The organism is Rhizobium sp. USDA 3886, assembly GCF_056279785.1.
In genome coordinates this window covers 2,011,216-2,036,419 of sequence record NZ_JBWCDC010000001.1, presented here as the reverse complement: position 1 = coordinate 2,036,419, position 25,204 = coordinate 2,011,216, and the positions used below count along the sequence as shown (strand labels likewise).

Below are 25,204 nucleotides of genomic sequence, written 5' to 3'. Positions count from 1 at the left end.
TGTGGCGTTGATTGCGCGTTGTACGGTCCCTACGAGGAATACAATGGCTCTATTCCACTCTTGCCCCATTTGCCGCAGCAGGATTCCGCATTTCGAGCCGCTTCCGCGGTATTATATCGACAAGGCGACTGAACATCGCTTTCCTTACCGGGTCGATGAATTCGAAACGATCAATCATCAAGCCTATAGCTGCCCCAATTGTCACTCGAGCGACCGTGACAGGCTCTACGCTCTGTTCCTGACGCCGGTGTTTCAGCGCCTCAATCAGGCGCAGCCGTTCCGGTTCCTGGATATCGCCCCCGGCCGCTCTTTAAGCTTTTGGTTGAAAACCCACCCGCATATCTTCTACCGCAGTTGCGACATGTATATGCCGGAAGCGGACGACAAGGCGGACATCCACAATCTGCCTTATGCGGACGAGACCTTCGATTTCGTTCTCTGCTCGCACGTGCTCGAACACGTCGACGATCCGGTGCGCGCCACCGCTGAAATCCGGCGTGTTCTGAAGCAGGACAGCATCGCTATCCTGATGGCGCCGATCTGCCTGTCGATCGAGGACAATTATGAAAATCCCGAAGTGACGACGCCGGAAGGCCGCTGGCAGCATTTCGGCCAGGACGACCATGTGCGCATCTTCTCGAAACCGGGATTCATAGACGTGATCCGGCGGGCAGGCCTTGCGGTGCAGGAAGTTCCGGTCACCGAATTCCTGACGCCCGAGGTTTGCGATACCTACGGCATCGGTCTCCGCTCCGTTCTTTATCTCGGCGTGAAGCAGCAGGCTGTCCAGCAAGAGCCGGAGCGCAACGTCGCCTGAGATCGCGCCAACCTCTCTCTCAGTGGTGGAAGAGGCGCCCCGAGGCGCCTCTCTTCAATTTCGGCCTTCTCTCAGTGTCAGTGCCGCCGCGATCGTCACGATGCCCGGCAGCGCCATGGCGGTGTAGAGCCACTGGGCTGCCGAGATGCTGCCGGCGATGCCGCCCGGTGTGACGAGTCCCGTGCCGTTCGCAATGACGCCCGCGACCGCCGCCCCGAAGGCGCCGCCCAGCGACTGCACGGTCGAGATCGCCGCGGATGCCTTGTCCTGTTCGGCGCTGCTGACGAGGCGCAGCACCTTTGTGACAAGATGCGCCCATCCGAGGCCGACGCCGAAGCCCATCATCAGCATTGCGACGGCCGCCGGTCCGAGAATGGCGAGGCTTGCCATCTGGTTGTTCCGTGCCAGGAAGATGGCGAGAGAGACGGTCGCAAGCGCTTCGACGATACAGCCGGCGACGATCGCATTGCTGGCACGCCGGCCGGTCAAGGAGCCGCTGAAGAAGGCGGCAATCGTCCAGCCGAGAGCGACAAGCGCCGTGAGATAGCCAGAGATCAGCGGCGTCACCCCATGCAGCACCTGCAGGAAATAGGGAATATAGATGTCGCTGACGAGGATGAACAGCAGCACGAACATAGTGAGATAGACGCGCGCGACCGGCTTGGCGAGCGTGACCGAGCCTGTCGGCAAAAGCCGGTTGCCGCCCCGCCGTTCCATCACCAGCATCAGCGAAATCGAGATGACGGAGAGGGTAATCAGAGCAGCCTTCGTTCCCGTATGCTCTACGGTTCCCGCGATGCTGACGAGGAGCACGGCGGCAAGCAGCAGGCAGATCTGCAGGATTGGCGTCCTGCCGTGCACACGGTCGTCCGTCGCCTTCGGCAGCAGCCATGGCGCAAGAGCGGCCATCAGCAGGCTGAGCGGCACGATGATGATGAAGGCGTATCGCCACGCGCTTCCTTGCGAAAACAGGCCGCCTGCGGTGGGGCCCAGCAGGGTCGCAACACCCCAGATCGCTGCATAGAGCGTCGAGGCTTTCGACCACAGCGGCTCCGGATAGGCGAAGCGGACGAAGGCGTAGGCAAGCGCTGCGAGGATGCCAGCACCGAAACCCTGAATGGCGCGCCCGGCGAGCACCGCTTCCATGACAGGTGCTGTAGCGCAGAGCAGGCTGCCAGTTGCGAAAATCAGGGCGCCACAGACATAGGCGCCACGCAAGCCCATGCCGCGCGGTCGCATGGCGACGAAGATCGAACCGAGCACGGCGGCGGCAACGAAAAGCGTCGTCACCCAGGCAAGCAGCGCCAGTCCGCCGATGTCGCGGACAATCGAGGGCGCAACGGTGGCGGTGATATAGCTCTCGACCGCATAGAGCGTCACGCCGCCGCCGAGCATCAGCGTGGCGGGCAGCAGGGACGGCGTGAAAAGCTGGAAGACGGATGATTGCGGCGCGGCGGCCTGATCGACACTGGTCATGACAATTACCTTGATATTTTCCCTAGCGGATCATTATTTTCCAAGTTATAAGTTGGAAAAATACATGCCTGCCTTATTAAAGCAAGCGACGACTTGGAAAAATAAATGCGTCAATCGCCTGCCAACCGTATCCTGCTTCTGCTGAAGACCGATGGGCCGCAACGCGCCGCGTCGATCGGAGATGCGCTCGGTATTTCGTCGGAAGCGGCGCGCCAGCAGCTGACTAAGCTTGCCGGGGATGGACTTGTCGCGCCGCTGGCCGAGCCGGGTGCGGGCAGGGGCCGGCCCGGCCAGCTCTGGTATCTGACCCCCGCCGGGAATCAGACCTTTCCGGATGGCCACGCGGAATTGACCGCGACCCTTCTGAGCACCGTGGTCAAGACGCTGGGCAGCGATGCGCTGCATACCATCATCGCGGCCCGCGAAGCCGAAACCATGAAGCGCTACCGGGAGGAAGTCTCGGCTTCCGATCTCGCTCTGCGCATCAGTCAACTTGCGGCGGTCCGCACCCGCGAAGGTTACATGGCCGACAGCTGGATGGAAGAGGACGGCTCCTTCATGCTGGTCGAAAATCACTGCCCCATTTGCGCTGCGGCGAGCGCCTGCGCCGGCTTCTGCCGTTCCGAGATCGAGACCTTCCGCAATGTGCTCGGTGCCAATGTCGAGCGGTCCGAGCATATTCTCCTCGGCGCTCGCCGCTGCGCCTACCGGATCAGTCCGCTTTAAGCCAGTTGGCGAACCTGTCGCTTGCTACTTTCAATGAAGAGCAGCATGCCGATCGCGCATAGCCCGGTCACCGCTCCAAGCACGGCCGTTCCCGAGTAGTTTGTGATCGCCGTTCCCACCGCGAAGATGAGCGCGCTTACGCCGCTGCTGACGAAGGAGGTGACCGAAATAAGCGAGCTGCCGAGCCCGGGCCGGTCGGCGATCAGATCCTGCAGGTAGGTGATCGGAACGCTCAGCAGCGCAGACGCGCCGCAGGCATTGACCAGCACGAGGGCATAGATATGCCAGGGTGCGGAGGCAACGCCGAGGAGCGCCAGGTAGATACAATAGGTGAGCGTGCCGGCGGCAAGGATATGCACACTGCGAAAGCGGCGCTGCAACATGCCCCACATCATCATGAATGGCATTTCCAGGAAGGCGACCAGACCCGCAACGAAACCGACATCGACAGCCGAGCCGCCCGCCGCATGGGTGATGATCAGGGGATAAAGGACTCCGCTCAGCCGATGCAGACCGAGCAACAGCGATATGCTGCCGATCCTGATGAGTACGTAAGGAGACAGTATCCGGCAGAGCGAAGAGAAGAAACCGCTTTGGCTTGATGGCAGTCCCTCATGTTTCGGTGTCTTCTCGGCAAAGAGGAAATAGAGGCAGAAGCAAGTGAAGCTCGCAAGGCCTGCAATGCCAAAGGCAGGTGTCATCGATTGCGAATCAACGAGATAAAGGCCGATCAGCCCTGGTGCCAGAGCCCATGAACCCGAATAAAGCGCCCGCACAGCTGATACGATCGATGCCGCCCCGCCGCGGTCCATGGCATTCGTCGCCACCCGGACGCTGGCAAATAGAATCGAATAGGTCGAATTGCTCATTGGAATGAGAAACAGCACGCAGAGTATGAAGACGGCTGGGGTGTGAAACGCATAGATCATTCCGAAGCCGAGCATGCCAGCGACCGACAGGCACAGGACAAGCGGCCGCCGGTCACCGAGCCTGTCGGACCAGATGCCGAGCGTCAGGCTTGTTGTCACGTTGATGATTGCAGAACCGAAGATTAGCAGGGAATAGTTGCCGTCGCTCATTCCCAGTTCGGAAATGCCGATAATCGACTGATAAGGCAGCGTTGAGGCATAGGTAAAGGCCAACGCAATCAGCGTCAGTACCGGAATGCGGATTCGATGATCGTGGAGAATGGACGAAAAGGCGGATGGCATGGCATGGCTCCCTGCGCCACACCTTTAAGGCCAACGTCCCTGCCCGAAAAACGACAGTTTACGATGAGAGCAGTCAATTCATTTGATGGGTGTTCGCAGTGTCGATCGGCGTAATGCTTGCGGTTGGCAAAAGCCTCGGCAGCCAGTATCAAGGCTCACCCGCTCCATCATCCGGATTCCTGCTCATGTCCAATCCCGTCACTGTCGAAGTCACTCGCGGCTCGCTCGTCGAAAGCCGCCATCGCGGCACAGTGGTCGCCGTCGACGGCGATGGCAAGGTGGTGTTCGGGCTCGGCGATGTCGACGCCGGTTTTTTCCCGCGTTCCTCCTGCAAGGCCATGCAGGCGCTGCCACTGGTCGAAAGCGGCGCTGCGGATGCCTATGGTTTCGGCAACAAGGAGCTCGCGCTCGCTTGCTCTTCGCATAACGGCGAGGACGAGCATGTGGCCCTTGCCGCCGCCATGCTGGCGCGCACCGGCCGCGGCGTCGAAACGCTGGAATGCGGCGCCCACTGGTCGTCGAGTCAGAAGACGCTGATCCACCAGGCGCGTGCGATCACGGCACCGACGGCGCTGCACAACAATTGCTCCGGCAAGCATGCCGGCTTCGTCTGTGCCTGCTGCCATCGCGATATCGATCCGAAGGGCTATGCCGGTTACGAGCACCCGCTGCAGCAGGAGATACGCGGGACGATGGAGAGCCTCACCGGCGCCGTGCTCGGCCGCGACAATTGTGGCACAGACGGCTGCTCGATCCCGACCTATGCCGTGCCGCTGCGCGGCCTTGCGCATGGCTTTGCCAAGATGGCGACCGGTGTAGGCCTCGAGCCATTGCGCGCCAAGGCCTCGCGCCGTCTTTTCGACGCCTGCATGGCAGAGCCCTTCTATGTCGCCGGCACGGGCCGCGCCTGCACGGAGCTGATGCAGATCGCGCCAGGCCGGATTTTCGCCAAAACCGGCGCCGAGGGCGTCTTCTGCGCCGCAATTCCCGACGAGGGCATCTCGATTGCCGTGAAGTGCGAGGACGGGACGACCCGCGCCGCCGAGGCCATGGTGGCGGCAGCGCTTGCCCGGTTCTTCGAAAAGCACAGCGAGGTTCACGCGAAGCTGATGGCGATGGCCGTCAAGCCGATGCACAATTGGAACGGCATCCATGTCGGCGACATTCGCGTCACGGCTGCGCTTCTCGCTTAGGACGTGCCGTTACGATACAGGGCGCTGTTGATATCAGTAATTCCTAATATGCATTAAACCAAATCCCGCGAGAATGGATGCGCGCCTGCGCATTTGTCCTACCATAGTGCGGCGTTCGACCCGCGCCATGAGGGCAGAATATGTTTGCAGGCCGCTATCTCTGGTGGATGCTGATCGCCGTCGCGATCTTCCTGTTCTTTTCTATGTGCTTCGATTACGTGACCTGGGCGATCGTCGCGATATCCGGCTGCGCCGAGATCGCCGGTTCCTGCGGCCCGATCGTGATCACCATGTCCGGCGCTATAAAACCTGCGGGCATCGGGCTTGCGGGCGCCATCATGGTCCTCTGCACATTCGCCCGTCTGCGCTACCTGTCGGTTAACTGGCTCTGGGCAGCCGTCGTGCTCGTCTGGTTTTCGGCGTCGGCGGCCTTCCCGGGAATTCTCGCGGGCGGCTGGACCGGCCAGCTGCGGCCGGAAATGGTTCTCGAAAGCCTGCCGGTGGCCTTCCTCTTCGTTACGGTGTTCTGCAGCTATCTCGTCATCGCCTTCGAAGAGGGGAAGACGGTTCCCTTTGGCCAATGGGCCTGGCTGCGGGCCGTCATCTGGATTGCCGCGGGCTACGGCGTACTTGCGGCAATCGCTGAAACGGCAGGCTTCGGCGCCCTTCCGGCGCGCATGCTCGGCATGCCGTGGATCGTTTCCGCGATTGCCGAGCTCCAGCCTCGTCTCGCCGCAATCCTCAATCTCGGCACCGGCAGCATGCTGCCGGCCTATGCCGTGCTCGCGGTCTTGGTGGCGGCGCTTTTGGCAAGCCTGCCGCCGCGAGAGGTCGCGCGGCTAACCGCACCCTTTATGCTTCGAGGAACGCGGCATTGAGCGCCCGGTAGGGCGCAAGGCGCTCTTCCGGCATTCCCGCCGAAACGATCAGTCCCGCAACATGCGCAATACCGAGCACGGGGCAGGGCGAAACGAGATCGAATTTCTCCTCGGTCAGCAGCACATGGGTTTCGGCTGCACAATGCGCGATATGCCGCTTGATCGCCGCCTCCTCGAAATCGCCGGTCGACAGCCCGTGCACGGGATGGGCAGCGGTCACGCCGAGGAAGAAGATATCAGGCCTGAGCTGCGAGATCGCCGCCATGGCCGCAGCGCCGGTTGTCACCATCGAGTGCTTGTAGAGCCGCCCGCCTACGAGGATGATGTCGGCGGTCGGGTGGTGCTCCAGCTCTGCCGCGATCGTCGGGCTGTGTGTTGCGACGGTAAAGGAGATGTCGCGCGGCAGATGCCGGGCGATCTCCGCCGTCGTCGTCCCGCCGTCGAGAAAGATCATCTGCCCCGCCTTCACCATTTGCGCCGCCTTGGCGCCGAGCCGCTGCTTGGCATCGGACGAAACGCTCCGCCGCGCCGAGAAATCCGCCAGGTCGGGCGCAATCGGCATCGCGCCACCATGCACCCGCTTCAGCAGCCCTTCCGCCGCCATCTCCCGAAGGTCGCGCCGGATCGTGTCTTCGGACAGCGCGAGATCTTCGGCGACGCGCTTAGCGATCACCTGGCCGTCACGGCGCAGAATGTCGAGGATCAGGGATTTGCGTTGCGTTGTCAGCATCTGTTCTGCACGAAAATAAACGAATTATCACGATAATGCCTGAAATGACTCGACATGCAAGCGATTTCGCGCATTATCGCGAAATCCCGTGCATGAAGCCGGGGATTATGGAGTCTGACGATGTTGATTTTGATTGCAGGGCCATACAGGTCCGGAACCGGCGATGATCCGGTAAAAATGGCGGCCAACCTGAAGCGGCTGGAGGAGCCGTCCTACGCGCTCTTCAAGGCGGGCCATGTGCCGATGATCGGCGAATGGGTGGCCCTGCCGGTCTGGAATGCAGCCGGCGGCAAGTCGATCGGTGACGATCTCTACGAGGGAATCTTCCACCCGGTCGCCCACCGGCTTTTGCAGCTTTGCGAGGGCGTGCTGCGGCTGCCGGGGGACTCCAAGGGTGCCGACAACGACGTCCGTATCGCCCGCGAGCGCGGCATTCCGGTCTGGTACAAGCTGGAAGACGTGCCGGGCTGCGGGCGAGCCGCATGATCGGGCCGGGGCTGGCAGCGGCCCCGATTTCCGCCATGGGCACGGCGTGACGGCTGCGCTATATAATCCTCCCGAAAATGGAGTCTCGATCATGCTGACATTGTATTTCGCGCCAAGCACCTGTGCGCTGGCAAGCCTTATCGCGCTGGAGGAATCCGGCCTTATCTATGAAGCAAGGAAGATCAGCTTCCAGGACAATGAGCAGCGCTCACCGGAATACCTGAAGATCAACCCGAAGGGCCGGGTGCCCGCGCTCGTCACGGATCGCGGCATCGTCACCGAAACGCCGGCGATCCTCTCCTACATCGCGCAGACTGCCCCGGCGGCTAGGCTTGCGCCGCTCGACGACCCCTTCGAGTTCGCCCGCCTGCAGGCCTTCAACAACTATCTCTGCTCGACCGTGCATGTGAACCATGCACACAAACGCCGCGGCTCCCGCTGGGCCGACGATCCCGCCGCGCACGAGGCCATGCAGGCCAAGGTGCCGCAGACCATGGCGGAAAGCTTTGAGCTGATCGAGGAGACGATGCTCAAGGGTCCCTGGGTTATGGGCGAGCAGTATTCCGTCGCCGATCCCTATCTCTTCACCATGACCGGCTGGCTGCGCGGCGACGGCGTCGACCCAATGCGCTTCGCCAAAGCCACCGCCCACTACGCCCGCATGATGGACCGCCCGGCGGTGCAGCGGGCGCTGACGATTGAAAAGGGGTGAGGGAGGGTTTTGCTCCCTCTTCATCAAGTCAGGCGAGGCGGAGGCACCCTCGGCACGTCAATAGCAGGCAAGGGCAAGGGAGCGGCAAACACGGCGTAGCATTTTTGCGCTACCCTCTGGTAGAGCCAAGCCATTACCGTCGTCGCGGAAAGGCTCCCACGAAAATCACACGCATTTCGAAAGCGGCCGCACCTCGTAGCGCGTCGGCTTCGGCGCCGGAAAGTTGAAAGGCAGGTCGGCCAGTTGCCGCAGCGACATCGTGGCGATCTCCGGATGCGACAGCGGGTCCTCGCCCTCGGAAGCCTTCGCGTCGCATGAGTTGCTCAAGAAAAACTTCAGCAATGACATGGTATGCCTCGCTTTCTCTGGTTCGGAAATGCGCAGTGCCGCGGCGAAACTGCCTCACCGATACAAGCGCTCCGATCATCGTTGATGATCCCAATATCGGAGTCATGAGGAACCTTTTCAATTGAGATTACCAGTGATGCATTATAGAAAAGCTATATGCGGAATCTCAACTCGGTGCATTTAAACGGGCTGCGCGCGCTGGAAGCCGTCGGGCGTCTCGGCTCGCTGCAGCTTGCCGCCGAGGAGCTCGGCGTCTCGGTCGGCGCAGTCAGCCAGCAGGTCATCAAAGCGGAAGGACAGCTCGATCAGCTGATCTTCGAGCGGACGCCGAAGGGCATGGTGATAACGGAAGCGGGCGCGCCCGTGCTTGCCGCCCTGACGGAAGGCCTTGTCCGCATGTCGCAGGCCGTCTTGATCGCACAGCGCCGCGACGATACGGTGCTGACGATCTCCGTCGCCCCGGTTTTTGCTGCCCGCTGGCTCGTCTGGCGGCTCGATCGCTTCGCGGCACGTTTCCCGGATATCAAGCTGCGTCTCGATGCGACCACGAACCTCATCAACCTCTCGGCCTCTGATGTCGATATCGGCATCCGTGTCGGTGCGGGAGAGTGGCCGGGCGTCAAGGCTGAACTGCTTCTGGAGCAGGAAGTGTTTCCGGTCTGCGCGCCCCAGATGGCGCGCGATCTGACGGCGCCGGCCGATATCCTGAAGCTGCCGGCTGTCATCGATGGCCGTGCCATGTTCGGCTGGGAGGTCTGGATGCGCGAGGCAGGCCTCTTCGGCTCGGCGCCGGCGACGCGCCATGTTTTCAACGATGCTTCGCTCTGTCTTGACGCGGCCATCGCCGGACAGGGCGTCATGCTCGCCTGGCAGACGCTTGCGGATTATTCGCTGCAGGCCGGCCAGCTCGCCGTCCCCTTCGGCATCCGCGCGAAGACGGGCTTCGGCCATTATTTCGTGACCGCCGAAGGTGCGCGGGAGCCGAAGAAGGTGAGGGACTTCAAGGCCTGGATTCGCGAGGAGATGGCCGGAACGGTGAAGCTCTTTTCTTGAAGCTGGACTGGCCGGATTGCGTGCTCGCGCCTGCATTGGCTTTGCCTGACATGTGTGGCAAAGCTGTCCGGACAACTGCACTGACAGAGGATGATCTTCGCCCGTGCCCATTGGCGTCGCCCACGCAGAACTGATCGCAGTCCTTGCCGCCGTCACCGGCGACGACCCGCGCGTCATGACGGTCAGCACCGGTGAGGCGCTGCCTTCCGGCTCCTTCGAGATGGGGCACCGCACGCTGCAGAGCGGCCTGCGGGAATGGATCCAGGAGCAGACGGCGCATCCGGTAGGCTATCTCGAGCAGCTTTATACGTTCGCCGATCGCGACCGGCAGAACGAGATCCTCGGTGGACGAACGATCTCGATCAGCTATCTGGGGCTGGTGCGGGAGCACCCGGCGCCGGGTGCGGGGCGTGCGGGCTGGCATAGCTGGTACGAGTATTTTCCGTGGGAAGACCACCGCAAGGGCAAGCCCCCGGTCTTCGACGCGCTTGTCGACCGGCTGCGGCGCTGGGAAATGGCGGATGCCGCCTGGCAGGAGCACCGCAAGCGCCGGGTCGCCTTCACCTTCGGCCTGGATGGCGCGATTTGGAACGAAGATCTTGCCCTGCAGCGCTACGAGCTCTTGTATGAGGCGGGCCTGGTCGCGGAGGCAGGCGCAACTGGAGCGGAAAACCCGGGCCGCCGGATGTTTGCCGATCACAGGCGGATTCTCGCGACCGGCATCGCCCGGCTTCGGGCGAAGATCAAATATCGCCCGGTCGTCTTCGAGCTCATGCCGGAGAGCTTCACGCTGCTACAGCTTCAGCGCAGCGTCGAGGCACTGGCGGGACTGACGCTCCACAAGCCGAATTTCCGCCGGCTGATCGACCAGCAGCAACTGATTGAGGAAACCGGCGAGATGGCGAGCGAAACTGGCGGCCGCCCGGCAAAGCTCTTCCGTTATCGGCATGCCGTTCTCGAAGAGCGCGCGCTGTCCGGCTCGAAACTCCCACTCTCCCGCGCTTGACATAAACTCAAATCGAGAATAATTAGCTTTGTCCTAGATATACTCATTTGGAGTATAAAGGAGCTCGCCATGAATTCTCCCGTGTCCGCGTCCTCTCTCTATGACCGCGTCAGCCGCGTCATTCCCAAGGCGGAATGGCTGAGCTTCCAGGATGATGTCGAAGCGATCCTCGATCTGAAGCGCCGCCGCAACGCGGTCATCCTCGCCCATAACTACCAGACGCCGGAAATATTCCACGGCGTGGCCGACATCGTCGGCGACAGTCTGGCGCTGGCCCGCAAGGCGATCGAGGTGGATGCCAAGGTCATCGTCCTTGCCGGCGTCCACTTCATGGCCGAGACGGCAAAACTCCTCAATCCCGGAAAGACGGTGCTCATTCCCGATATGGGCGCCGGCTGCTCGCTGGCCGATTCGATCACGCCGGAGGATGTCGCGCTGTTGCGGCAGGCCCATCCCGGTGTCCCGGTCATCACCTATGTGAACACCTCGGCGGCGGTGAAAGCCGCTTCGGATATCTGCTGCACCTCGGGCAATGCCAAGCAGGTGGTCGAATCGCTCGGTGTGCCGCGCGTGCTGATGATCCCCGACGAATATCTCGCCCGAAACGTTGCGAAGGAAACCGATGTCGAGATCATCGCCTGGCACGGCCACTGCGAGGTGCACGAGCTCTTCAATGCCGACGACGTCCGCCAGCTTCGCGAAAACTATCCCGGCGTCACAGTGCTCGCCCATCCCGAATGCCCGCCGGATGTCGTCGCCGAAGCGGATTTCGCCGGCTCCACGGCCGTCATGTCCGATTATGTTGGGAAAAAGCGCCCAGCGCGCGTCGTGCTGCTCACCGAATGTTCGATGAGCGACAATGTCGCCGTCCATCACCCCGACGTCGAGTTCATCCGCCCCTGCAATCTCTGCCCGCACATGAAGCGGATCACGCTTTCGAATATCCGCACGGCGCTGGAAGAAAACCGCCACGAAGTCACCGTCGACCCGGCCATCGCCGTCGCTGCGCGGCGGGCAGTGGAAAGGATGCTGGCGATATGACCGAAATCCTGACGCATCTTGCCGGCCGCCCTGTCATCGTCGGCAGCGGCATTGCCGGGCTGATGGCGGCGCTCACGCTTTCGCCGCAGCCGGTCGTGCTGATCACGCAAGCCGCCCTCGGCGCTCAAACTTCGAGTGCCTGGGCGCAGGGAGGCATCGCGGCAAGCATCGGTGCGGGTGACAGCGCCGTCCTGCATCTGGCCGATACGCTTTCCGCCGGTGACGGCCTGTGTGATCCGGAGGTTGCCGCCGGCATCGTAAGCGAAGCGCCAGCGATGATCGCCGCGCTGGAGAAATACGGCGTCTGCTTTGACAGGAATGCCGCAGGTCGGCTTGCGCTCGGGCTGGAGGCCGCCCATTCCCGCCCGCGCATCGTACATGCCGAAGGCGACGGCTCGGGTGCTGCCATCGTCCGCGCGCTGGTACAGGCCGTCTCGGCCACGCCGTCGATCACCGTACTCGCCAATTTCGAGGTCCGGCGCCTGCTTCTCGCAGACAGTGCGATTGGCGGCGTCCTATGCGCGTCCGGCGGACAGGCCTTCATCGTGTCGACGCCCCATGTCTTGCTCGCCACCGGCGGTGTAGGCGGACTTTACGAGGCGACCACCAATCCCGTCGGCAATTTCGGGCAGGGCATAGCGCTTGCGGCAAGGGCAGGGGCCGAGCTTGCGGATATGGAATTCGTGCAATTTCACCCGACAGCGCTCCGCTCGAAGCGCCGGCCGCTGGCGCTCGTCAGCGAGGCGGTGCGCGGCGAGGGGGCTGTGCTCATCAACGAGCTCGGCGAGCGCTTCATGGCGGGTGAGCCTGCTGCCGAACTTGCGCCGCGCGACGTGGTGGCGCGCGCGATCAGTGCCGAGATTGCGCGCGGCGGCAAGGTCTATCTCGATGCCCGAGAGGCGCTCGGTGCTCGCTTCGCAAGCCGCTTTCCGGTGATCGATACTCTCTGCCGCGAAGCGGGGATCGATCCGGCGCGTCAGTTGATCCCGGTCGCCCCGGCTGTGCACTACCACATGGGCGGCGTGGCCACGGATGAGAACGGCCGCACCTCCGTTCCCGGCCTCTGGGTCGCGGGCGAGGCGGCCTCGACCGGCCTCCACGGCGCCAATCGGCTTGCCAGCAATTCGTTGCTCGAAGCCGCGGTCATGGGCATGCGCTCGGCCGGGGATATCGCCGGTACGGCGACATCCCTGCGGCCAACGGTGATCGAACCGCTGCCGCCGCGGCCCGACGCATCGCCGATCCGGCGGATTGTCTCCGCCCATCTCGGCGTGCTGCGGCACGGCGGCACGATCCACAGCGCGATCGGCGCTCTTTTGCCCTTCATCGAGGAGGAGGGGCCGGCGACGGATCCCGCCACCGTCGCGCTGCTGATTGCCGCCTTCGCGGCGCTGCGGACGGAATCGCGCGGCGCCCATGCACGAACCGACTTCCCGCTCAAGCATGCGCATGCCAAACGCCGAAAGATGAATTTCTCTCATGTTTTGAATTTTGCGCGGGCCGTCGCATCCGATCACCTTGCCAGGAGCGCTTGACATGACGCTTGTTCCCTTGCCGCGGCTGCTGATCGAGCCGCTTGTCCGTAACGCGCTGTTGGAAGATCTCGGTCTTGCCGGTGATATCACCTCGGCGGCGGTCATTCCGGCCGATCATCGCTCCACCGTCGTCATGATGGCTCGCCAGCAGGGCGTGATCGCCGGGCTTGATGCAGCCGATCTTGCCTTCCAGCTTGTCGATTCCGCGGTCGTCATGGCTCGTCATGTCGAGGACGGCGCGGCGGTGAAACCCGGCGGGGTCATCGCTACGATCGAAGGTCCCTCGCGCGCCATTTTGACGGGCGAGCGGACGGCGCTGAACTTTCTCGGCCATCTTTCGGGCATCGCCACGGTGACGGCCGGGATCGTCGCCGCGATCGAGGACACGAAAGCCTCTGTCGCCTGCACCCGCAAGACAACACCGGGGCTGCGCGCGCTGGAGAAATACGCCGTGCGCGCAGGTGGCGGCGTGAACCACCGCTTTGCACTCGCCGATGCCGTACTGATCAAGGATAATCATGTCGCGATTGCAGGCGGCGTCGCCGAGGCCATCCGCCGGGCCAAGGCCGGCGCCGGCCACATGGTGAAGATCGAAGTCGAGGTCGACACGCTCGATCAGTTGCGTGAAGCGATGGAGGCCGGCGTCGACGCCGTACTGCTCGACAACATGGCGCCGGGTGAGCTGTGCGAGGCGGTCGAAATCGTCGCCGGGCGGGCGATCACCGAAGCCTCCGGACGGGTGACGCCGGAAACCGCCGGTGCAATCGCCGCGTCCGGCGTCGATCTGATCTCGGTCGGCTGGCTGACGCACAGCGCGCCGACGCTAGACATTGGGCTCGATTGGAAATCCAACCACTCGGGATAGAGCGATTAAGCCGGCTCGATCTGGTTCAGACCGGCTCTTTCGAGCGCGTCGCCTGCATGGCGAGATAAGCTGGGCGGGACTGGCAGCGCTTCAGCCAGGCATTGACCTTTGGATGCGCCTCGAACAGCGCCTGTTCCGTCTGGCCGTACCGCAGCACTTCCGCAACATTGAGATCGGCTGCCGTAAAGCGGTCGCCGACGATCCAGTCCTTGTCGGTGAGGTGCTTTTCCAGGACGGCGAGCGGGCGCTTCATGGAGCGGCAGGCGACGTCGATCGTGGCCTTTCCGGTGTCGGTGTTCTCGTGCCCGTCGTCGTAGATATAGACGATCTTCACCGTATGCGGCTCCAGTTCCGCCAGCGCCCAGATGGTCCACATCGTCAAAAAACCGTCCTCCTCGACGGTTTGGCCGGAAAGCAGCCCACCATGTTTGCGGGCGAGGTAGAGATTGATCGCCAATGACTCGTGCATCACGAGGTCACCGTCCTTGATCGAAGGGATCATCCCCATCGGGTTGACGGTCACAAATTCCGGCGAGAGCGTGTTGAGCGGCGCGTCGGGCGCCAGCGGATTGGCAAGCCGTCTCGCCTGGATCACCGGCACGGATTTGAACGGAATACCGAGCTCCCCTGCCATCCAGTAGACGCGCGCGGCGCGCGAGCGGTAAACGCCGTAGATTGTCAGCATGTCTGTTGCTCCTTGAACGTGATGCGCAAATTAGAGCGCTGCCGGGCGAAGCGAAAGCGGTTGATCCTGATGGATCAATGAAAGCTTTTGATGCGTCTTAGCTGTTGCGGTTCCGCTCGATGGTGAGATGCGGGTATCGCGCGCTCCCCGGTCTTCGTGAGGTCCCCGGAGACCTTCTTCTCCCATTCGAAGCCGAAGACCGCACCCTCGGTCATGTCCTGGAAGATGTTGTCGGCAATCAGCGCCGCGCCCGCTCCCTCCGCTACGGAAACCGCGCAGCCGACAGGCGCCTTGCGCACGACATTTCCGGTGACAACGAGATTGCGCAGATACGGCCCCCAGCCGAGCTGCATCGCCCAGAGCGGCGCGCCTTCGATGACATTGCCGGATATGACCGTATCGGCTTCGGCGCCAATTCCGATGCCGAAGCCGACCTCGGCTTTATAAGGGCCGTCGCGCCTCAGGTTCCGCACGATATTGCCGGTGATCGCCGCAAGCCTTCCGCCTTCGTTGAAATTGGCGATCGAGATGCCGTTCGCCGCCCCGTCGACGATATTGCCGGAGATGACGGCGCCCTGAAAATCGAATTCGGCATAGATCGCCGTCTCGCCGGAGCGCAGGCATTGGTTGCCGGTGATCTGCACGTTGTCGCCGGAATTGGCGCGCACGGCCGTAAAGGCGCAATCGGCAATATGATTGTTGGCGACCACCACGCCGCCGGCGCGGAAGATGTTGATGCCGTTGCCGTTCTGTCCCGTGCCGCCGTCACCCGCCCGGATGCGGATAACGCGGTTGCCGGTAACGACGGTGCCGTCCTCGCCCTTCTCCCAGCGGTGAACGAGAATGCCGCCATTGCCGCAATCGGCAACCGCGTTTCCGGTGATCGCAAGCCCGGTGGAATCGACCGCGAAGATGGCTGCCTGCGCCGCCCCCGAAAGGCGGCTGCGTTCGATCTGGCCGCCGCAGCGCTCCAAGCGCAGGCCGTGCTTGTCACCGCCGCGGATTTCGCAGTTGTCGATCTGCACTTTGGCAACGCCGGTCAACTGCACGAGGCCGCCATTGTTCTCCTCTGTCATCCCGCCGTTGCCCTCGATGACGACGCCGGACAACTCGATCCGCCGCGTGCCTTCCGCCGAATTGACGCTGCCTCGATGCAAAATCCGCGAAGCGCCCGGAACGCCGATGATACGGGTATTATCCGGCAGCACGAGGTTTGCGGCCTCATAGGTCCCGGCCGGAAGATAAAGCGGCGTGTCGCTCCGCGCCGCCTCGTTGATCAGGGCCTGCAACCTGTTTCCTGCGGCGCCGGAGGCATCCAGCGCCCCGCGCAACGCCGGTTTTGATTCCGCAAACGCACGGCCAGCCATTGGCATGGCAGGTGCCATACCGAGAAAGCTAAGCAAAGTGCGCCGCAGATACATAGAGGATCCTTTCGCCAACCGGAGGCATCATACCTGCCAACCGAATACCTGTTCTGGCACAAAATCCTTGCCGCGAAGTATCTTGCGCAGCCTAATTTCCCCTCAGCTTACCGATCGCCTCGATCTCGTTTGTCCAGATGCCGCCGGAATAACCGTCAGGCAGCTTTGCCAGCAGCTCCGGCGTGTCGATTCCCGTCGAAAAATCGCCACCGCGATAGCGGCCGAGTGCGAAGACCAAGCTGTTTCCACCCTCCATGCGGTTGAGGAAACGGTCCGGCCAGCCCCAGAGCCACGGCGCGATATTGACCGGCACCAGCATCATCGTGTTCCTGCAGGCTTCCGGCAGGATGCCCGTCCAGCCGTAGCCGATGTAGCCGAGCAGGCAGGATTTGAGGCTCGTTCGCGATGCCGTCCGGATGTCCGGCGTCAGCCGCCTCACCGCATCGATCGGCTCGTCGCCGCCATAAACCATGATCAGTTCCCGGCGCTCGGCTGGCAGGGCATTGAGGACGGCGGCCAGTTTCTCGCCCTCGGATGGATCCCGGCTTTTGACGTTGATCAGCAGCCGCCTGTCCGGAAACGTCTGAAGCATTTCGGCAAGCGTTGGCATCTGGCCAACGCCGGTGCCGCGGAAAGGAAAGGTCTTTCCGCCGTCGGCCGTATAGCCATAGCCGATATCGAGCGTCTTCATCTCCGCCATTGAGTGCTCGCGGGTGACGCCGTGCCCGTTCGTGCGGCAATCGAGCGTCCAGTCGTGGAAGATCGCGAATTGCCCGTCCGTCGTCGGATGAACATCGACCTCGACGATGTCCGCGCCCGCATCGAATCCCGCCCGCATCGAGCGGATGGTATTTTCCAGATAGTCGTGCTTCGGCGGCAGCATACGCGCCGCCGTGCAGGTGTCGTTCGTCAAATCCCGTTCGTCGAAACGTTGCGCGATTCCGCGATGCGCCAGCAGCACCGGCTTACCGTCCCGGTGCGATGCCAAAAAATCGGTATTGTTCAGATAAACGGCTGCGACGAAGACAGCGATTGCCGCTATGCCAAAACGCAATTTCTTTTTCAAATCGGTTTCCTCCAAACGAATGTGGCGAATCGCTAGAGCGAGATTCGGGTCGATCTGCGGCACGGAGCAGCACGGCGGCAGGCAGATGGAATTGCAGTAAGCTACTGGCTCTTGGCCGGTTTCCCGCTATCTTCCGTCTCATGATGCGACCCGATGCTCTGCTTTTTCCGGCTCCCGAAGGGCTTTATTGCCCGGAGGGGGGATTCTATGTCGATCCGGTGCGGCCGGTGGAGCGGGCGCTCGTCACCCACGGCCATTCCGACCATGCCCGCCCGGGCCACCGGCATGTTCTCGCCACCCGCCAGACGCTCGACATCATGCGTCTGCGCTGTGGCGACGGGTTCTCCGGCAGCCAGCAAGCTGTCAGTTTCGGCGAAGAGCTGGATTTGAACGGCGTCAAGGTAAGCTTCCATCCGGCAGGCCATGTCCTCGGCTCCGCCCAGATCGCCGTCGAGAAGAACGGCACGCGCATCGTCGTTTCCGGCGATTACAAGCGCCGCCCGGATCCGACCTGCGCCGCCTATGAACCGGTGCCCTGCGACGTCTTCATCACCGAAGCGACCTTCGGGCTGCCGGTGTTTCACCATCCTGATCCGATGGGGGAGATCGGCAAGGTGCTTGCCTCGCTCCGGCAGTTTCCGGAGCGCACGCATCTGATCGGCGCCTATGCGCTCGGCAAGGCGCAACGCGTCATCCGCCTGCTGCGGGATGCCGGTTACGGCGAGCCGATCTATATCCACGGCGCCATGGAGCAGCTCTGCGACTACTACGCCGGGCAGGGTATCGATCTCGGCGATTTGCGGCCTGCAACCATTGAAAGCCGCGACAAATCCGTCTTCAAGGGCGCAGTCGTCGTCGGGCCATCGTCAGCCTTTGCCGACCGCTGGGTGCGCCGTTTTAACGAACCGCTCCCGGCCTTCGCCTCCGGCTGGATGATGGTGCGCCAGCGCGCCAAGCAGCAGGGCGTCGAGCTTCCCCTGGTGATCTCCGACCATTGCGACTGGCCGGAACTCACTGAGACGATCACGGAACTTTCCCCCGCCGAAGTCTGGGTCACCCACGGCCGCGAAGAGGCCCTGGTCCGCTGGTGCGAGCTGCGGGGCATCAAGGCGAGGCCGTTGCATTTGGTGGGCTATGAGGATGAGGGGGATTGAGGAATGTGCTGGATTATTTCTGAAGGCCCTTCCCCAACCCACAAGGGGGAGGGGCAAGGATGCGGCTCCCTCCTGCTCCAATACCGCGCTGCCTCGCGCTGCATCGCTGCGAATGGTGTGCGGTGGGCGCGGCAGCTGAGCCCCTTCCCATTGTGGGGAGGGGTTGGGGAGGGGTTTTCAGAACCCGCTGGAGCGGCTCCATGAAACCCTTCGCCGACCTCCTAGACCGTCTCGTCCTGACGCCCAGCCGCAACGGCAAGCTGAAGCTCTTGACCGACTACTTCCGCGGCACACCCGACCCGGACCGCGGCTATGGCCTTGCCGCGATCGCCGGCACGCTCGAGGTGCGCAACGTCAAGCCTGCCATGCTTCGCGATCTCGTGCTCGAGCGCATGGACGACGTGCTGTTCCGCTACTCCTACGACTATGTCGGCGACCTCGCCGAAACAATCTCGCTCGTGTGGGACAATGAAAGGGACGTGGAGCGCTCTGCTTTCGTCCAGCCGCGCCTCGGCGAGGTTGTCACGCGCATGAATTCGCTCGGGCGCACCGAAGTCCGCAGCTTCGTCCGCGATACGCTGGACCGGCTGGATCCGTCCGGCCGCTTCGCTTTCATCAAGCTTGCCACCGGCGCCATGCGCATCGGCGTCTCGGCGCGGCTTGCCAAGCAGGCGCTGGCCGATCTCGGCGGCAAGGACGTGACCGAGATCGAGACCCTGTGGCACGGTCTGGAGCCGCCCTATGAATCGCTCTTTGAATGGCTGGAGGGCAGGGGCGGCAAGCCGGTGCTGGCGACGCCGGCGATCTTCCACTCCGTCATGCTCGCCCATCCCGTGGAGCAGAACGATCTTGCCAAGCTCGATCCGGCGGATTACGCGGCGGAATGGAAATGGGACGGCATCCGCGTGCAGCTTTCCCGCTCCGGCGAAACGCGCAAGATCTATTCGCGCTCCGGCGACGATATCTCCAATGCCTTCCCGGACATTCGGGAATCGATCAGCTTCAACGGCGTAATCGACGGCGAACTGCTCGTCGGCGGCACGGCGCGCTCGAACAGCCCGACGAGAACTTTTTCCGACCTCCAGCAGCGCCTGAACCGCAAGACGGTGACAGTGAAGATGCTGGATGAATATCCGGCCTTCATCCGAGCCTACGACCTGTTGTTCGACGGCGAGGAGGATATTCGCGGCAACAGCTTCATCGACCGCCGCGACCGGCTTTCGGAAATCATCGAGCAGGCGCCGCACGATCGTTTCGACCTTTCGCCACTCGTTGCCTTTTCTACATGGGAGGAACTGGACGACCTGCGGGCTTCTCCGCCTGATCCGGTCATCGAGGGCGTGATGATCAAGCGCCGCGACAGCATTTATCAAGCGGGCCGCATGAAGGGGCCGTGGTTCAAGTGGAAGCGCAATCCTTACAACGTCGACGCGGTCCTGATGTATGCCCAGCGCGGCCACGGGAAGCGCTCGAGCTACTATTCCGATTTCACCTTCGGCGTCTGGACAGAGACGCCGGACGGCGAACAGCTGGTGCCCGTCGGCAAGGCCTATTTCGGCTTCACCGACCAGGAGTTGGAACTGCTCGACAAGTTCGTCCGCAACAACACGACCGAGCGCTTCGGCCCGGTGCGTGCCGTGCGGGCCGACCGGGATTTCGGCTTCGTCATCGAGGTCGCCTTCGAAGGCATCAATCGCTCGACGCGGCACAAGTCCGGCGTCGCAATGCGCTTTCCGCGCATCTCCCGGCTGCGACCCGACAAACCGTCCTACGAGGCCGACCGCCTTGAAACGCTGGTCGCGATGATCGACGCGAAAGCCATTGAATAGGGCTGCCTGCGCGACAATGACGCAGGGTCGGATGTTCAACGCAATGTGTATTGGCCGCAACCGCGTTCCGGTGCAGATATTTGAATGCCCCGGGGGTTACTGGGTGCTGTGTCATGTCCTTTGACGATCGAAATGCCTTTTTTCACCAACGCCGCGCTGTACTCGCCGGTATCGCAGGCGCTCTCGTGCTGCCGCACGCAGCCTCCGCCTTTAATGTTCCGGATCAGCCGCGCCTGATCGCCCGCGACTATGCCAAGGTCCGCCACCGTTTCCGCACCAGGCTGCTTCAAAAAGGTCCTGCGCCGGACAAATACGAGGCGTTGGCCGCACCGCCGGACGGCGAGCAGATATTCTACCGCTCCCACGCCGGCGGCGAGCTCGAACTGGCCGCTTGGATCAGCAAGTACAAACGCGGGCGCCACGCAAAGCCTGGCGTGCTTTTCCTCCATGGCGGCAATGCCATGGGGGTCGGCCAGTGGCAACTCTTGAAGCCCTATGCCGATGGGGGTTTCGTGGTGTTGATGCCATCCGTCCGTGGCGAAAATGGCCAGATGGGCAATTTTTCCGGCTTCTATGACGAGGTGGACGACGTTCTTGCCGCCGCCGACCGGCTGGCGCATCTGCCCGGCGTCGATCCGAACCGGCTGTTTGTCGCGGGCCACAGCATCGGCGGCACGCTGACCATGCTCGCCGCCATGAGTACGCACCGTTTCCGCGCTGCCGCGCCGATTTCCGGCAATCCGGACGCCTTCCGCTTCTTCAATCGCTATCCGCAGGACATCCGCTTCGATGAGGGCAACAGGCATGAATTCGAGGTTCGCTCGGCGCTCTGCTACGCGCAGAGCTTCAAATGCCCGGTGCGCGTCGTTCACGGCACGGAAGAGGATCATTTCAACGATCGTGCCGGCCTGCTTGCCCGCCGCGCCCGTGCCGTCGGCATCCACATCGAGGCGGATACGGCCGCCGGCAACCACACCTCGGCGCTGCCTGCCGAGATTGAGCAAAGCATCCGCTTTTTCCGCAGTGTGGCGGCCTGAGCCCGTCAATACCGGAGGATAATTGATTCGACTGCGCGCCTGCGCTGTGTTCCACTCGCTTTGCATTTTTCGCCACTCTCAGAAGCACCCAAACCGAAGGAGCTCGACATGAGCAATACCCAGGTGCATAGCGAAACTGTAATCGAGACCCCGAGAGTTCCGACCATCGACATGAAGCTCGAGATTGTCGTCATCCCCGTTTTGGACGTGGATCGTGCGAAGGAGTTCTACGCGAACCTCGGGTGGCGGCTCGACGCCGACTACGCCTCCGGCGATGATTACCGAGTGATTCAGTTCACGCCGCCGGGCTCCAATGGCTCGGTCATCTTCGGCAAAAACGTCACCGCAGCAGCGCCAGGCTCCGCTCAGGGCCTCTACCTGATCGTCTCCGACATCGAGGCAGTCCGCAACGAGCTCCTTGATCGCGGCGTCGAGATCAGCGAGGTGTTCCACGATGCTGGCGGCCTGTATGCCGGCACGGACGAACCCTACCTGTTCGGGCGGCTCCGGCTTAGCGGCCGGGATCCCGAGCATCGTAGCTACCGCTCGTTCGCCTCGTTCAGCGATCCGGACGGCAACGGCTGGCTGCTCCAGGAGATCACCGCCCGATTGCCCGGGCGCGTGGATGCGGACGCCACGACATTCACCTCGCCGACGGAGCTTTCAGCCGCGCTCCGGCGTGCGGCAGCCGCGCATGGCGAGCACGAGAAGCTGACGGGCGAGCACGATGAGGGCTGGCCGAACTGGTACGCCGAGTACATCGTCAGCGAGCAGGCCGGCAAGCCGTTGCCGGTATAAGCAGCTGCGACGCTATCGGAACCGGACCCACGGCGGCTGTCGAAATTAGAGTGTCTTATCTGCACTCAGACGAGTCCGCCCGAGTGCAGGATGTTCTGACACGGTACTGCAATTTTGGACGCGATGGACTATATTGGCTGCATGACTGAGCGGATGACAGACGAGATCATTCCGAACGACTTTCCGGAGCTGAAATCGCTCCTGATGGATCGCGATCCTCAATGTGCCATTTCCGCAAAGGAAGCCTTTGCGCTCTATGAGCGCAACTGGCGCTTTGTCGATGTCCGCAAGCTCACCGAACATGAAGCACAGCTCGTGCGCGAACTGGCGGCCGTCTACGGCCACGGTGTTGTTCTCGTGTGATGTTCCGTTTCATGAAACTGGCCGCCGCCGACGCCAGCTTCACGCCAGCCGCAAATGCCATCCTCCCGCCAGATATCGCTCCGCTGACCATGGATAAAGGGTGGGTTTATGGAATTTTCGCGCCGGGTGTTCCCCTTTGCCGGCCTTGCCGTGGCGGCCCTCGGCCTAAGTGGCTGCAACATCCTGATCCCGGATACGGGCGCGACCGATCCGGCCCGCTTCGTGCAGGAGACGTCGCCGGTCTTTTATGAGCCACCGGGCGTTGATCCGCGCAAGGTAAGGGCGATCCCCGATCCGCCGGTGCCGCAGGTCCGCGATCTCTACTCGACGCAATTCAACCAGACCTACGGCCTGCCGGTCACCAATCCGGTAAACGCGGCCTTGTATGGTGAGCTTCGCGATGGCGATTTTCGTTTGCCGGCCATTCCGGTTAGTCGCGTCAGTCCCGAATATCTCCGTCAGGTGGTCGATTACCCGACGCAGGAAAGGCCGGGCACGGTCATCGTCGATACGCGCGCCCGCCATCTTTATCTCGTCGAGCCGAACGGCAAGGCGATCCGCTACGGCGTCGGCATCGGCCGCGAGGGCTTCGCCTGGTCGGGCCGCGGCATCATCCAATGGAAGCAGAAATGGCCACGCTGGACGCCGCCTGACGAAATGGTCTCGCGCCAGCCGGATATCCGCCCCTTCTCGGCCGAGAACGGCGGCATGAACCCGGGCCTTGGAAATCCGCTCGGCGCTCGCGCCATGTACATCTTCAAGGATGGCCAGGATACGCTCTACCGCGTGCACGGCACACCGGATTGGCAGTCGATCGGCAAGGCGACTTCGTCGGGCTGCGTGCGCATGCTGAATCAGGACGTCGTCGATCTCTACGACCGCGTTCCGGCAAAGGCCGAGATCGTTGTGATGTAGCCGCGCAACAGGGCAGGCGATATCGTCTGCCCGCACGGGGACACGACTGCGTGAAGGGATGGTTTATTTGGCGGCGGCAGATAGATTTCTGCCCGTCACCGGCGTTGAATGAACCAACCGGGGTGCTGTATGACGGCCATCCCCGCGACAGAAGGAAATCCGTCCCCCGCATGAGTCTCGAAAAATCTCTCTCCCGCCGCAGCTTTCTCTCTTTTTCGGCTTTGACGGCGGCCTCCGCGCTCGCCGGCTGCGCTTCAACGTCGGCACCGAGTGTCCAGCCCGCCGGTTTCCGTTTTCCACGCCCTTTCCAAACGACGCCCGCTCCCACGGATGCCGAGCTTGACGTGATATACGGTCCCATCGAGGACGGCGGCTTCCTGATTCCCGCCGTTCCTTATCAGGAGATCGACCCGCGCTATTATCGCCAGCAGGTCATCGACCCGACGGGCGAGCGCCCCGGCACGATCGTCGTCGATACGCCGTCGCGGTTCCTCTATCTGGTCCAGCCGGGCGGCACGGCGATGCGCTACGGCGTCGGCATTGGCCGCGAAGGCTTTGCCTGGTCCGGCAGCGGCGTCATCCAGTGGAAGCAGAAGTGGCCGCGCTGGAAGCCGCCGAACGAGATGGTCGCCCGCCAGCCGGAACTCGCCAAATATTCGATCGAACGCGGCGGCATGGAGCCCGGCCTCCTGAACCCGCTCGGCGCCCGCGCGCTCTATATCTTCTCGAATGGCGAGGATACGCTTTACCGCTTGCACGGCAATCCGGAATGGCGCTCGATCGGCAAGGCTGTCTCGTCTGGCTGCGTCCGCCTGCTGAACCAGGACATCATCGACCTTTATGATCGCGTCCCCCCCAAGACGCCGGTCGTCGTCTGGCAGTGATGAATAACCTCGGCCTCCTCCGGTCTCGGGAGGAGGCTCTTCCTCAGCCGCCCGTTGGCAGATGGCCGGAAGCCAGCCCTGCGCTGTTGTAGGCGGGGCGGGGCGTCGGCAGCGCGATCGGCGCGCCTTCAGGCGGCATGACGATATCTGGGGCCGCCGGAGCGGCGGCCGGAATTGCGGAGGTCGTGGTGGAGTCCGGTGCCAGCGTGGCCGCCACATCGGGCATGGCCTTCGGGATTGGCCCCTTCTCCGGCAGCAGCACGTCGATTTGTGCGGACGTCGTAAACGGCTGCACGCCTGCGAACTGGACCGAGCCAGATAGCCGCGGGTCGGAAACGTAGTTCATCGCCACTTCATAGGCAGGCAGCGGTGCCGGCGTTTGCAATGCTCCATCCCTGCCGCGCTTTTCGTAGAAGACATTGCCGCCCGCTTCCACGACATAATGCATGTTGCGATAGGGGAATTTCAGGCCCTCGGTGTGGAAGAACATCGCGTTCTGCACGCCGGGATGCCGTTGCCCGCGCAAAATGCCGTCCACGGCGGAATCGAGTTCCGGTCCGGCCGTCGCGTCAACGGTCCTGGTCATGACGCCGGGGGCGAACTGCCTTTCCTGCGCTACGACCTCGCAAATCGTGTCGGGATATGCGGGTGAGGTGAGCCGGTTCATCACGACGGTTCCGACGGCCATATAGCCATCGCGATCCGCGTGCTCGGATTCGAAATACATCGCGCGCTTCAGGCAGTCGCGGTCACGCGCAGTGTAATTGTAGGTCACTTTGGCTGCGGTAGGTTTTACGATTGAAGAAGTGCGTGTTGACGGTGTCGGCGCCTTGGCGGCCGTCGTGCACCCTGTCGCAGCCAGTCCGGCGAAGAGAATCCCGGAGATGGATTTGCCCAATGCGTATCGCGCCCTCAACGGCCGGTGCCTCCTCTTGTGATCGTCCAGCCCCAAATCACGTCGCGCAAACGTTTTAA

Annotated in this window: 25 protein-coding genes and 1 pseudogene; 18 read left to right on the top strand and 8 right to left on the bottom strand. The window is 62.7% G+C overall.

The features are described from left to right. Window positions 1-43 precede the first annotated feature (43 nt). Window positions 44-817 carry a methyltransferase domain-containing protein gene (locus ACZ9BX_RS10555; RefSeq protein WP_476217711.1) on the top strand — a complete coding sequence of 258 codons (774 nt, stop codon included), beginning with the start codon at window positions 44-46 and terminating at the stop codon, window positions 815-817. Between the two features lie 54 nt (window positions 818-871). Here the strand turns inward: ACZ9BX_RS10555 and ACZ9BX_RS10550 are convergent, their stop codons facing one another. Next, window positions 872-2,293, bottom strand: coding sequence for an MFS transporter (locus tag ACZ9BX_RS10550; protein WP_476217709.1), 1,422 nt, complete (start codon window positions 2,291-2,293; stop codon window positions 872-874). A gap of 105 nt (window positions 2,294-2,398) precedes the next feature. Here ACZ9BX_RS10550 and ACZ9BX_RS10545 point away from each other — a divergent pair, with 105 nt between their 5' ends. Further along, entirely contained in the window at window positions 2,399-3,019 is a 621-nt protein-coding gene (locus tag ACZ9BX_RS10545) for a helix-turn-helix transcriptional regulator (RefSeq protein WP_476217707.1), read from the top strand. Here ACZ9BX_RS10545 and ACZ9BX_RS10540 read toward each other — a convergent pair. Beyond that, window positions 3,016-4,230 carry an MFS transporter gene (locus ACZ9BX_RS10540; RefSeq protein WP_476217706.1) on the bottom strand — a complete coding sequence of 405 codons (1,215 nt, stop codon included), beginning with the start codon at window positions 4,228-4,230 and terminating at the stop codon, window positions 3,016-3,018. The two genes, ACZ9BX_RS10545 and ACZ9BX_RS10540, sit on opposite strands and share 4 nt — an antisense overlap. 185 nt (window positions 4,231-4,415) lie before the next feature. Between ACZ9BX_RS10540 and ACZ9BX_RS10535 the strand changes: the two genes are divergently transcribed. Both ACZ9BX_RS10535 and ACZ9BX_RS10530 read left to right on the top strand, forming a co-directional pair. Then, the gene (locus ACZ9BX_RS10535) at window positions 4,416-5,423 is read left to right on the top strand and encodes an asparaginase (RefSeq protein WP_086998092.1); all 1,008 of its coding nucleotides are present in this window, start codon (window positions 4,416-4,418) and stop codon (window positions 5,421-5,423) included. A gap of 140 nt (window positions 5,424-5,563) precedes the next feature. Then, the gene (locus ACZ9BX_RS10530) at window positions 5,564-6,301 is read left to right on the top strand and encodes a hypothetical protein (RefSeq protein WP_476217703.1); all 738 of its coding nucleotides are present in this window, start codon (window positions 5,564-5,566) and stop codon (window positions 6,299-6,301) included. On the opposite strand, the gene ACZ9BX_RS10525 is transcribed toward ACZ9BX_RS10530, so the two are convergent. Next, window positions 6,276-7,031 carry a DeoR/GlpR family DNA-binding transcription regulator gene (locus tag ACZ9BX_RS10525; RefSeq protein ID WP_476217701.1) on the bottom strand — a complete coding sequence of 252 codons (756 nt, stop codon included), beginning with the start codon at window positions 7,029-7,031 and terminating at the stop codon, window positions 6,276-6,278. The genes ACZ9BX_RS10530 and ACZ9BX_RS10525 overlap by 26 nt on opposite strands. Before the next feature lie 120 nt (window positions 7,032-7,151). Here ACZ9BX_RS10525 and ACZ9BX_RS10520 point away from each other — a divergent pair, with 120 nt between their 5' ends. Both ACZ9BX_RS10520 and ACZ9BX_RS10515 read left to right on the top strand, forming a co-directional pair. Beyond that, entirely contained in the window at window positions 7,152-7,517 is a 366-nt protein-coding gene (locus tag ACZ9BX_RS10520) for a DUF4406 domain-containing protein (protein WP_476217699.1), read from the top strand. Window positions 7,518-7,608: 91 nt separating this feature from the next. Continuing rightward, entirely contained in the window at window positions 7,609-8,229 is a 621-nt protein-coding gene (locus ACZ9BX_RS10515; RefSeq protein ID WP_476217697.1) for a glutathione S-transferase family protein, read from the top strand. Between the two features lie 165 nt (window positions 8,230-8,394). Here ACZ9BX_RS10515 and ACZ9BX_RS10510 read toward each other — a convergent pair whose 3' ends face one another. Then, window positions 8,395-8,556: a hypothetical protein gene (locus ACZ9BX_RS10510; RefSeq protein WP_476217695.1), complete on the bottom strand. Its 162-nt coding sequence runs from the start codon at window positions 8,554-8,556 to the stop codon at window positions 8,395-8,397. 177 nt (window positions 8,557-8,733) lie between these two features. Here ACZ9BX_RS10510 and ACZ9BX_RS10505 point away from each other — a divergent pair, with 177 nt between their 5' ends. The 5 genes from ACZ9BX_RS10505 to nadC all read left to right on the top strand — a co-directional run bounded on the left by ACZ9BX_RS10505 (window position 8,734) and on the right by nadC (window position 14,077). Continuing rightward, entirely contained in the window at window positions 8,734-9,630 is an 897-nt protein-coding gene (locus ACZ9BX_RS10505) for a LysR substrate-binding domain-containing protein (protein WP_476217693.1), read from the top strand. Between the two features lie 103 nt (window positions 9,631-9,733). Continuing rightward, the gene (locus tag ACZ9BX_RS10500; RefSeq protein ID WP_476217691.1) at window positions 9,734-10,636 is read left to right on the top strand and encodes an NUDIX hydrolase; all 903 of its coding nucleotides are present in this window, start codon (window positions 9,734-9,736) and stop codon (window positions 10,634-10,636) included. Window positions 10,637-10,705: 69 nt separating this feature from the next. Continuing rightward, window positions 10,706-11,677, top strand: coding sequence for a quinolinate synthase NadA (gene nadA / locus ACZ9BX_RS10495; RefSeq protein ID WP_476217689.1), 972 nt, complete (start codon window positions 10,706-10,708; stop codon window positions 11,675-11,677). Then, window positions 11,674-13,212: an L-aspartate oxidase gene (locus ACZ9BX_RS10490; protein WP_476217687.1), complete on the top strand. Its 1,539-nt coding sequence runs from the start codon at window positions 11,674-11,676 to the stop codon at window positions 13,210-13,212. The genes nadA and ACZ9BX_RS10490 overlap by 4 nt, the downstream gene beginning before the upstream one ends. Before the next feature lies 1 nt (window position 13,213). After that, window positions 13,214-14,077 carry a carboxylating nicotinate-nucleotide diphosphorylase gene (gene nadC / locus ACZ9BX_RS10485; protein ID WP_476217685.1) on the top strand — a complete coding sequence of 288 codons (864 nt, stop codon included), beginning with the start codon at window positions 13,214-13,216 and terminating at the stop codon, window positions 14,075-14,077. Between the two features lie 25 nt (window positions 14,078-14,102). Here nadC and ACZ9BX_RS10480 read toward each other — a convergent pair whose 3' ends face one another. The 3 genes and pseudogenes from ACZ9BX_RS10480 to ACZ9BX_RS10470 all read right to left on the bottom strand — a co-directional run bounded on the left by ACZ9BX_RS10480 (window position 14,103) and on the right by ACZ9BX_RS10470 (window position 17,249). Further along, complete coding sequence (locus ACZ9BX_RS10480; RefSeq protein ID WP_132559739.1) at window positions 14,103-14,762, bottom strand: glutathione S-transferase family protein; 660 nt, start codon at window positions 14,760-14,762, stop codon at window positions 14,103-14,105. 97 nt (window positions 14,763-14,859) lie between these two features. Beyond that, window positions 14,860-16,183, bottom strand: a pseudogene (locus tag ACZ9BX_RS10475) (TIGR03808 family TAT-translocated repetitive protein). A 91-nt stretch (window positions 16,184-16,274) separates the two neighbouring features. After that, entirely contained in the window at window positions 16,275-17,249 is a 975-nt protein-coding gene (locus ACZ9BX_RS10470) for a glycerophosphodiester phosphodiesterase family protein (RefSeq protein ID WP_476217683.1), read from the bottom strand. Window positions 17,250-17,392: 143 nt separating this feature from the next. Between ACZ9BX_RS10470 and ACZ9BX_RS10465 the strand changes: the two genes are divergently transcribed. From ACZ9BX_RS10465 to ACZ9BX_RS10435, 7 genes are all read left to right on the top strand, one after another. Continuing rightward, a complete protein-coding gene (locus ACZ9BX_RS10465) occupies window positions 17,393-18,403 on the top strand; it encodes a ligase-associated DNA damage response exonuclease (RefSeq protein ID WP_476219970.1) in 1,011 nt (336 codons plus the stop codon). Between the two features lie 200 nt (window positions 18,404-18,603). Beyond that, window positions 18,604-20,232 (top strand): cisplatin damage response ATP-dependent DNA ligase, encoded by a 1,629-nt coding sequence (locus ACZ9BX_RS10460; RefSeq protein ID WP_476217681.1) that lies wholly within the window; start codon window positions 18,604-18,606, stop codon window positions 20,230-20,232. 113 nt (window positions 20,233-20,345) lie between these two features. Beyond that, window positions 20,346-21,269, top strand: a complete 924-nt coding sequence (locus ACZ9BX_RS10455) for an alpha/beta hydrolase family protein (protein ID WP_027507633.1) — start codon at window positions 20,346-20,348, stop codon at window positions 21,267-21,269. Between the two features lie 108 nt (window positions 21,270-21,377). Next, on the top strand, window positions 21,378-22,067 hold the full coding sequence (locus ACZ9BX_RS10450; protein WP_476217679.1) for a VOC family protein: 690 nt from the start codon (window positions 21,378-21,380) through the stop codon (window positions 22,065-22,067). Window positions 22,068-22,220: 153 nt separating this feature from the next. After that, window positions 22,221-22,430, top strand: a complete 210-nt coding sequence (locus ACZ9BX_RS10445) for a hypothetical protein (RefSeq protein WP_425376375.1) — start codon at window positions 22,221-22,223, stop codon at window positions 22,428-22,430. A 108-nt stretch (window positions 22,431-22,538) separates the two neighbouring features. Beyond that, the gene (locus tag ACZ9BX_RS10440) at window positions 22,539-23,345 is read left to right on the top strand and encodes a L,D-transpeptidase (protein ID WP_476217676.1); all 807 of its coding nucleotides are present in this window, start codon (window positions 22,539-22,541) and stop codon (window positions 23,343-23,345) included. Window positions 23,346-23,515: 170 nt separating this feature from the next. Next, entirely contained in the window at window positions 23,516-24,229 is a 714-nt protein-coding gene (locus ACZ9BX_RS10435; protein WP_476217674.1) for a L,D-transpeptidase, read from the top strand. A gap of 43 nt (window positions 24,230-24,272) precedes the next feature. On the opposite strand, the gene ACZ9BX_RS10430 is transcribed toward ACZ9BX_RS10435, so the two are convergent. After that, a complete protein-coding gene (locus ACZ9BX_RS10430) occupies window positions 24,273-25,145 on the bottom strand; it encodes a cell wall hydrolase (RefSeq protein ID WP_086997790.1) in 873 nt (290 codons plus the stop codon). Between the last annotated feature and the right edge of the window lie 59 nt (window positions 25,146-25,204).

Bases quoted from the DNA above. Each gene is read 5' to 3' on its own strand.
- ACZ9BX_RS10550 (WP_476217709.1), bottom strand. From the start codon at position 2,293: ATGACCAGTGTCGATCAGGCCGCCGCGCCGCAATCATCCGTCTTCCAG.
- ACZ9BX_RS10435 (WP_476217674.1), top strand. From the start codon at position 23,516: ATGAGTCTCGAAAAATCTCTCTCCCGCCGCAGCTTTCTCTCTTTTTCG.
- ACZ9BX_RS10515 (WP_476217697.1), top strand. From the start codon at position 7,609: ATGCTGACATTGTATTTCGCGCCAAGCACCTGTGCGCTGGCAAGCCTT.
- ACZ9BX_RS10490 (WP_476217687.1), top strand. From the start codon at position 11,674: ATGACCGAAATCCTGACGCATCTTGCCGGCCGCCCTGTCATCGTCGGC.
- ACZ9BX_RS10460 (WP_476217681.1), top strand. From the start codon at position 18,604: ATGAAACCCTTCGCCGACCTCCTAGACCGTCTCGTCCTGACGCCCAGC.
- ACZ9BX_RS10535 (WP_086998092.1), top strand. From the start codon at position 4,416: ATGTCCAATCCCGTCACTGTCGAAGTCACTCGCGGCTCGCTCGTCGAA.
- ACZ9BX_RS10525 (WP_476217701.1), bottom strand. From the start codon at position 7,031: ATGCTGACAACGCAACGCAAATCCCTGATCCTCGACATTCTGCGCCGT.
- ACZ9BX_RS10480 (WP_132559739.1), bottom strand. From the start codon at position 14,762: ATGCTGACAATCTACGGCGTTTACCGCTCGCGCGCCGCGCGCGTCTAC.
- ACZ9BX_RS10465 (WP_476219970.1), top strand. From the start codon at position 17,393: ATGCGACCCGATGCTCTGCTTTTTCCGGCTCCCGAAGGGCTTTATTGC.
- ACZ9BX_RS10545 (WP_476217707.1), top strand. From the start codon at position 2,399: ATGCGTCAATCGCCTGCCAACCGTATCCTGCTTCTGCTGAAGACCGAT.
- nadC (WP_476217685.1), top strand. From the start codon at position 13,214: ATGACGCTTGTTCCCTTGCCGCGGCTGCTGATCGAGCCGCTTGTCCGT.
- ACZ9BX_RS10455 (WP_027507633.1), top strand. From the start codon at position 20,346: ATGTCCTTTGACGATCGAAATGCCTTTTTTCACCAACGCCGCGCTGTA.
- ACZ9BX_RS10450 (WP_476217679.1), top strand. From the start codon at position 21,378: ATGAGCAATACCCAGGTGCATAGCGAAACTGTAATCGAGACCCCGAGA.
- ACZ9BX_RS10540 (WP_476217706.1), bottom strand. From the start codon at position 4,230: ATGCCATCCGCCTTTTCGTCCATTCTCCACGATCATCGAATCCGCATT.
- ACZ9BX_RS10530 (WP_476217703.1), top strand. From the start codon at position 5,564: ATGTTTGCAGGCCGCTATCTCTGGTGGATGCTGATCGCCGTCGCGATC.
- ACZ9BX_RS10555 (WP_476217711.1), top strand. From the start codon at position 44: ATGGCTCTATTCCACTCTTGCCCCATTTGCCGCAGCAGGATTCCGCAT.
- ACZ9BX_RS10445 (WP_425376375.1), top strand. From the start codon at position 22,221: ATGACAGACGAGATCATTCCGAACGACTTTCCGGAGCTGAAATCGCTC.
- nadA (WP_476217689.1), top strand. From the start codon at position 10,706: ATGAATTCTCCCGTGTCCGCGTCCTCTCTCTATGACCGCGTCAGCCGC.
- ACZ9BX_RS10520 (WP_476217699.1), top strand. From the start codon at position 7,152: ATGTTGATTTTGATTGCAGGGCCATACAGGTCCGGAACCGGCGATGAT.
- ACZ9BX_RS10440 (WP_476217676.1), top strand. From the start codon at position 22,539: ATGGAATTTTCGCGCCGGGTGTTCCCCTTTGCCGGCCTTGCCGTGGCG.
- ACZ9BX_RS10505 (WP_476217693.1), top strand. From the start codon at position 8,734: ATGCGGAATCTCAACTCGGTGCATTTAAACGGGCTGCGCGCGCTGGAA.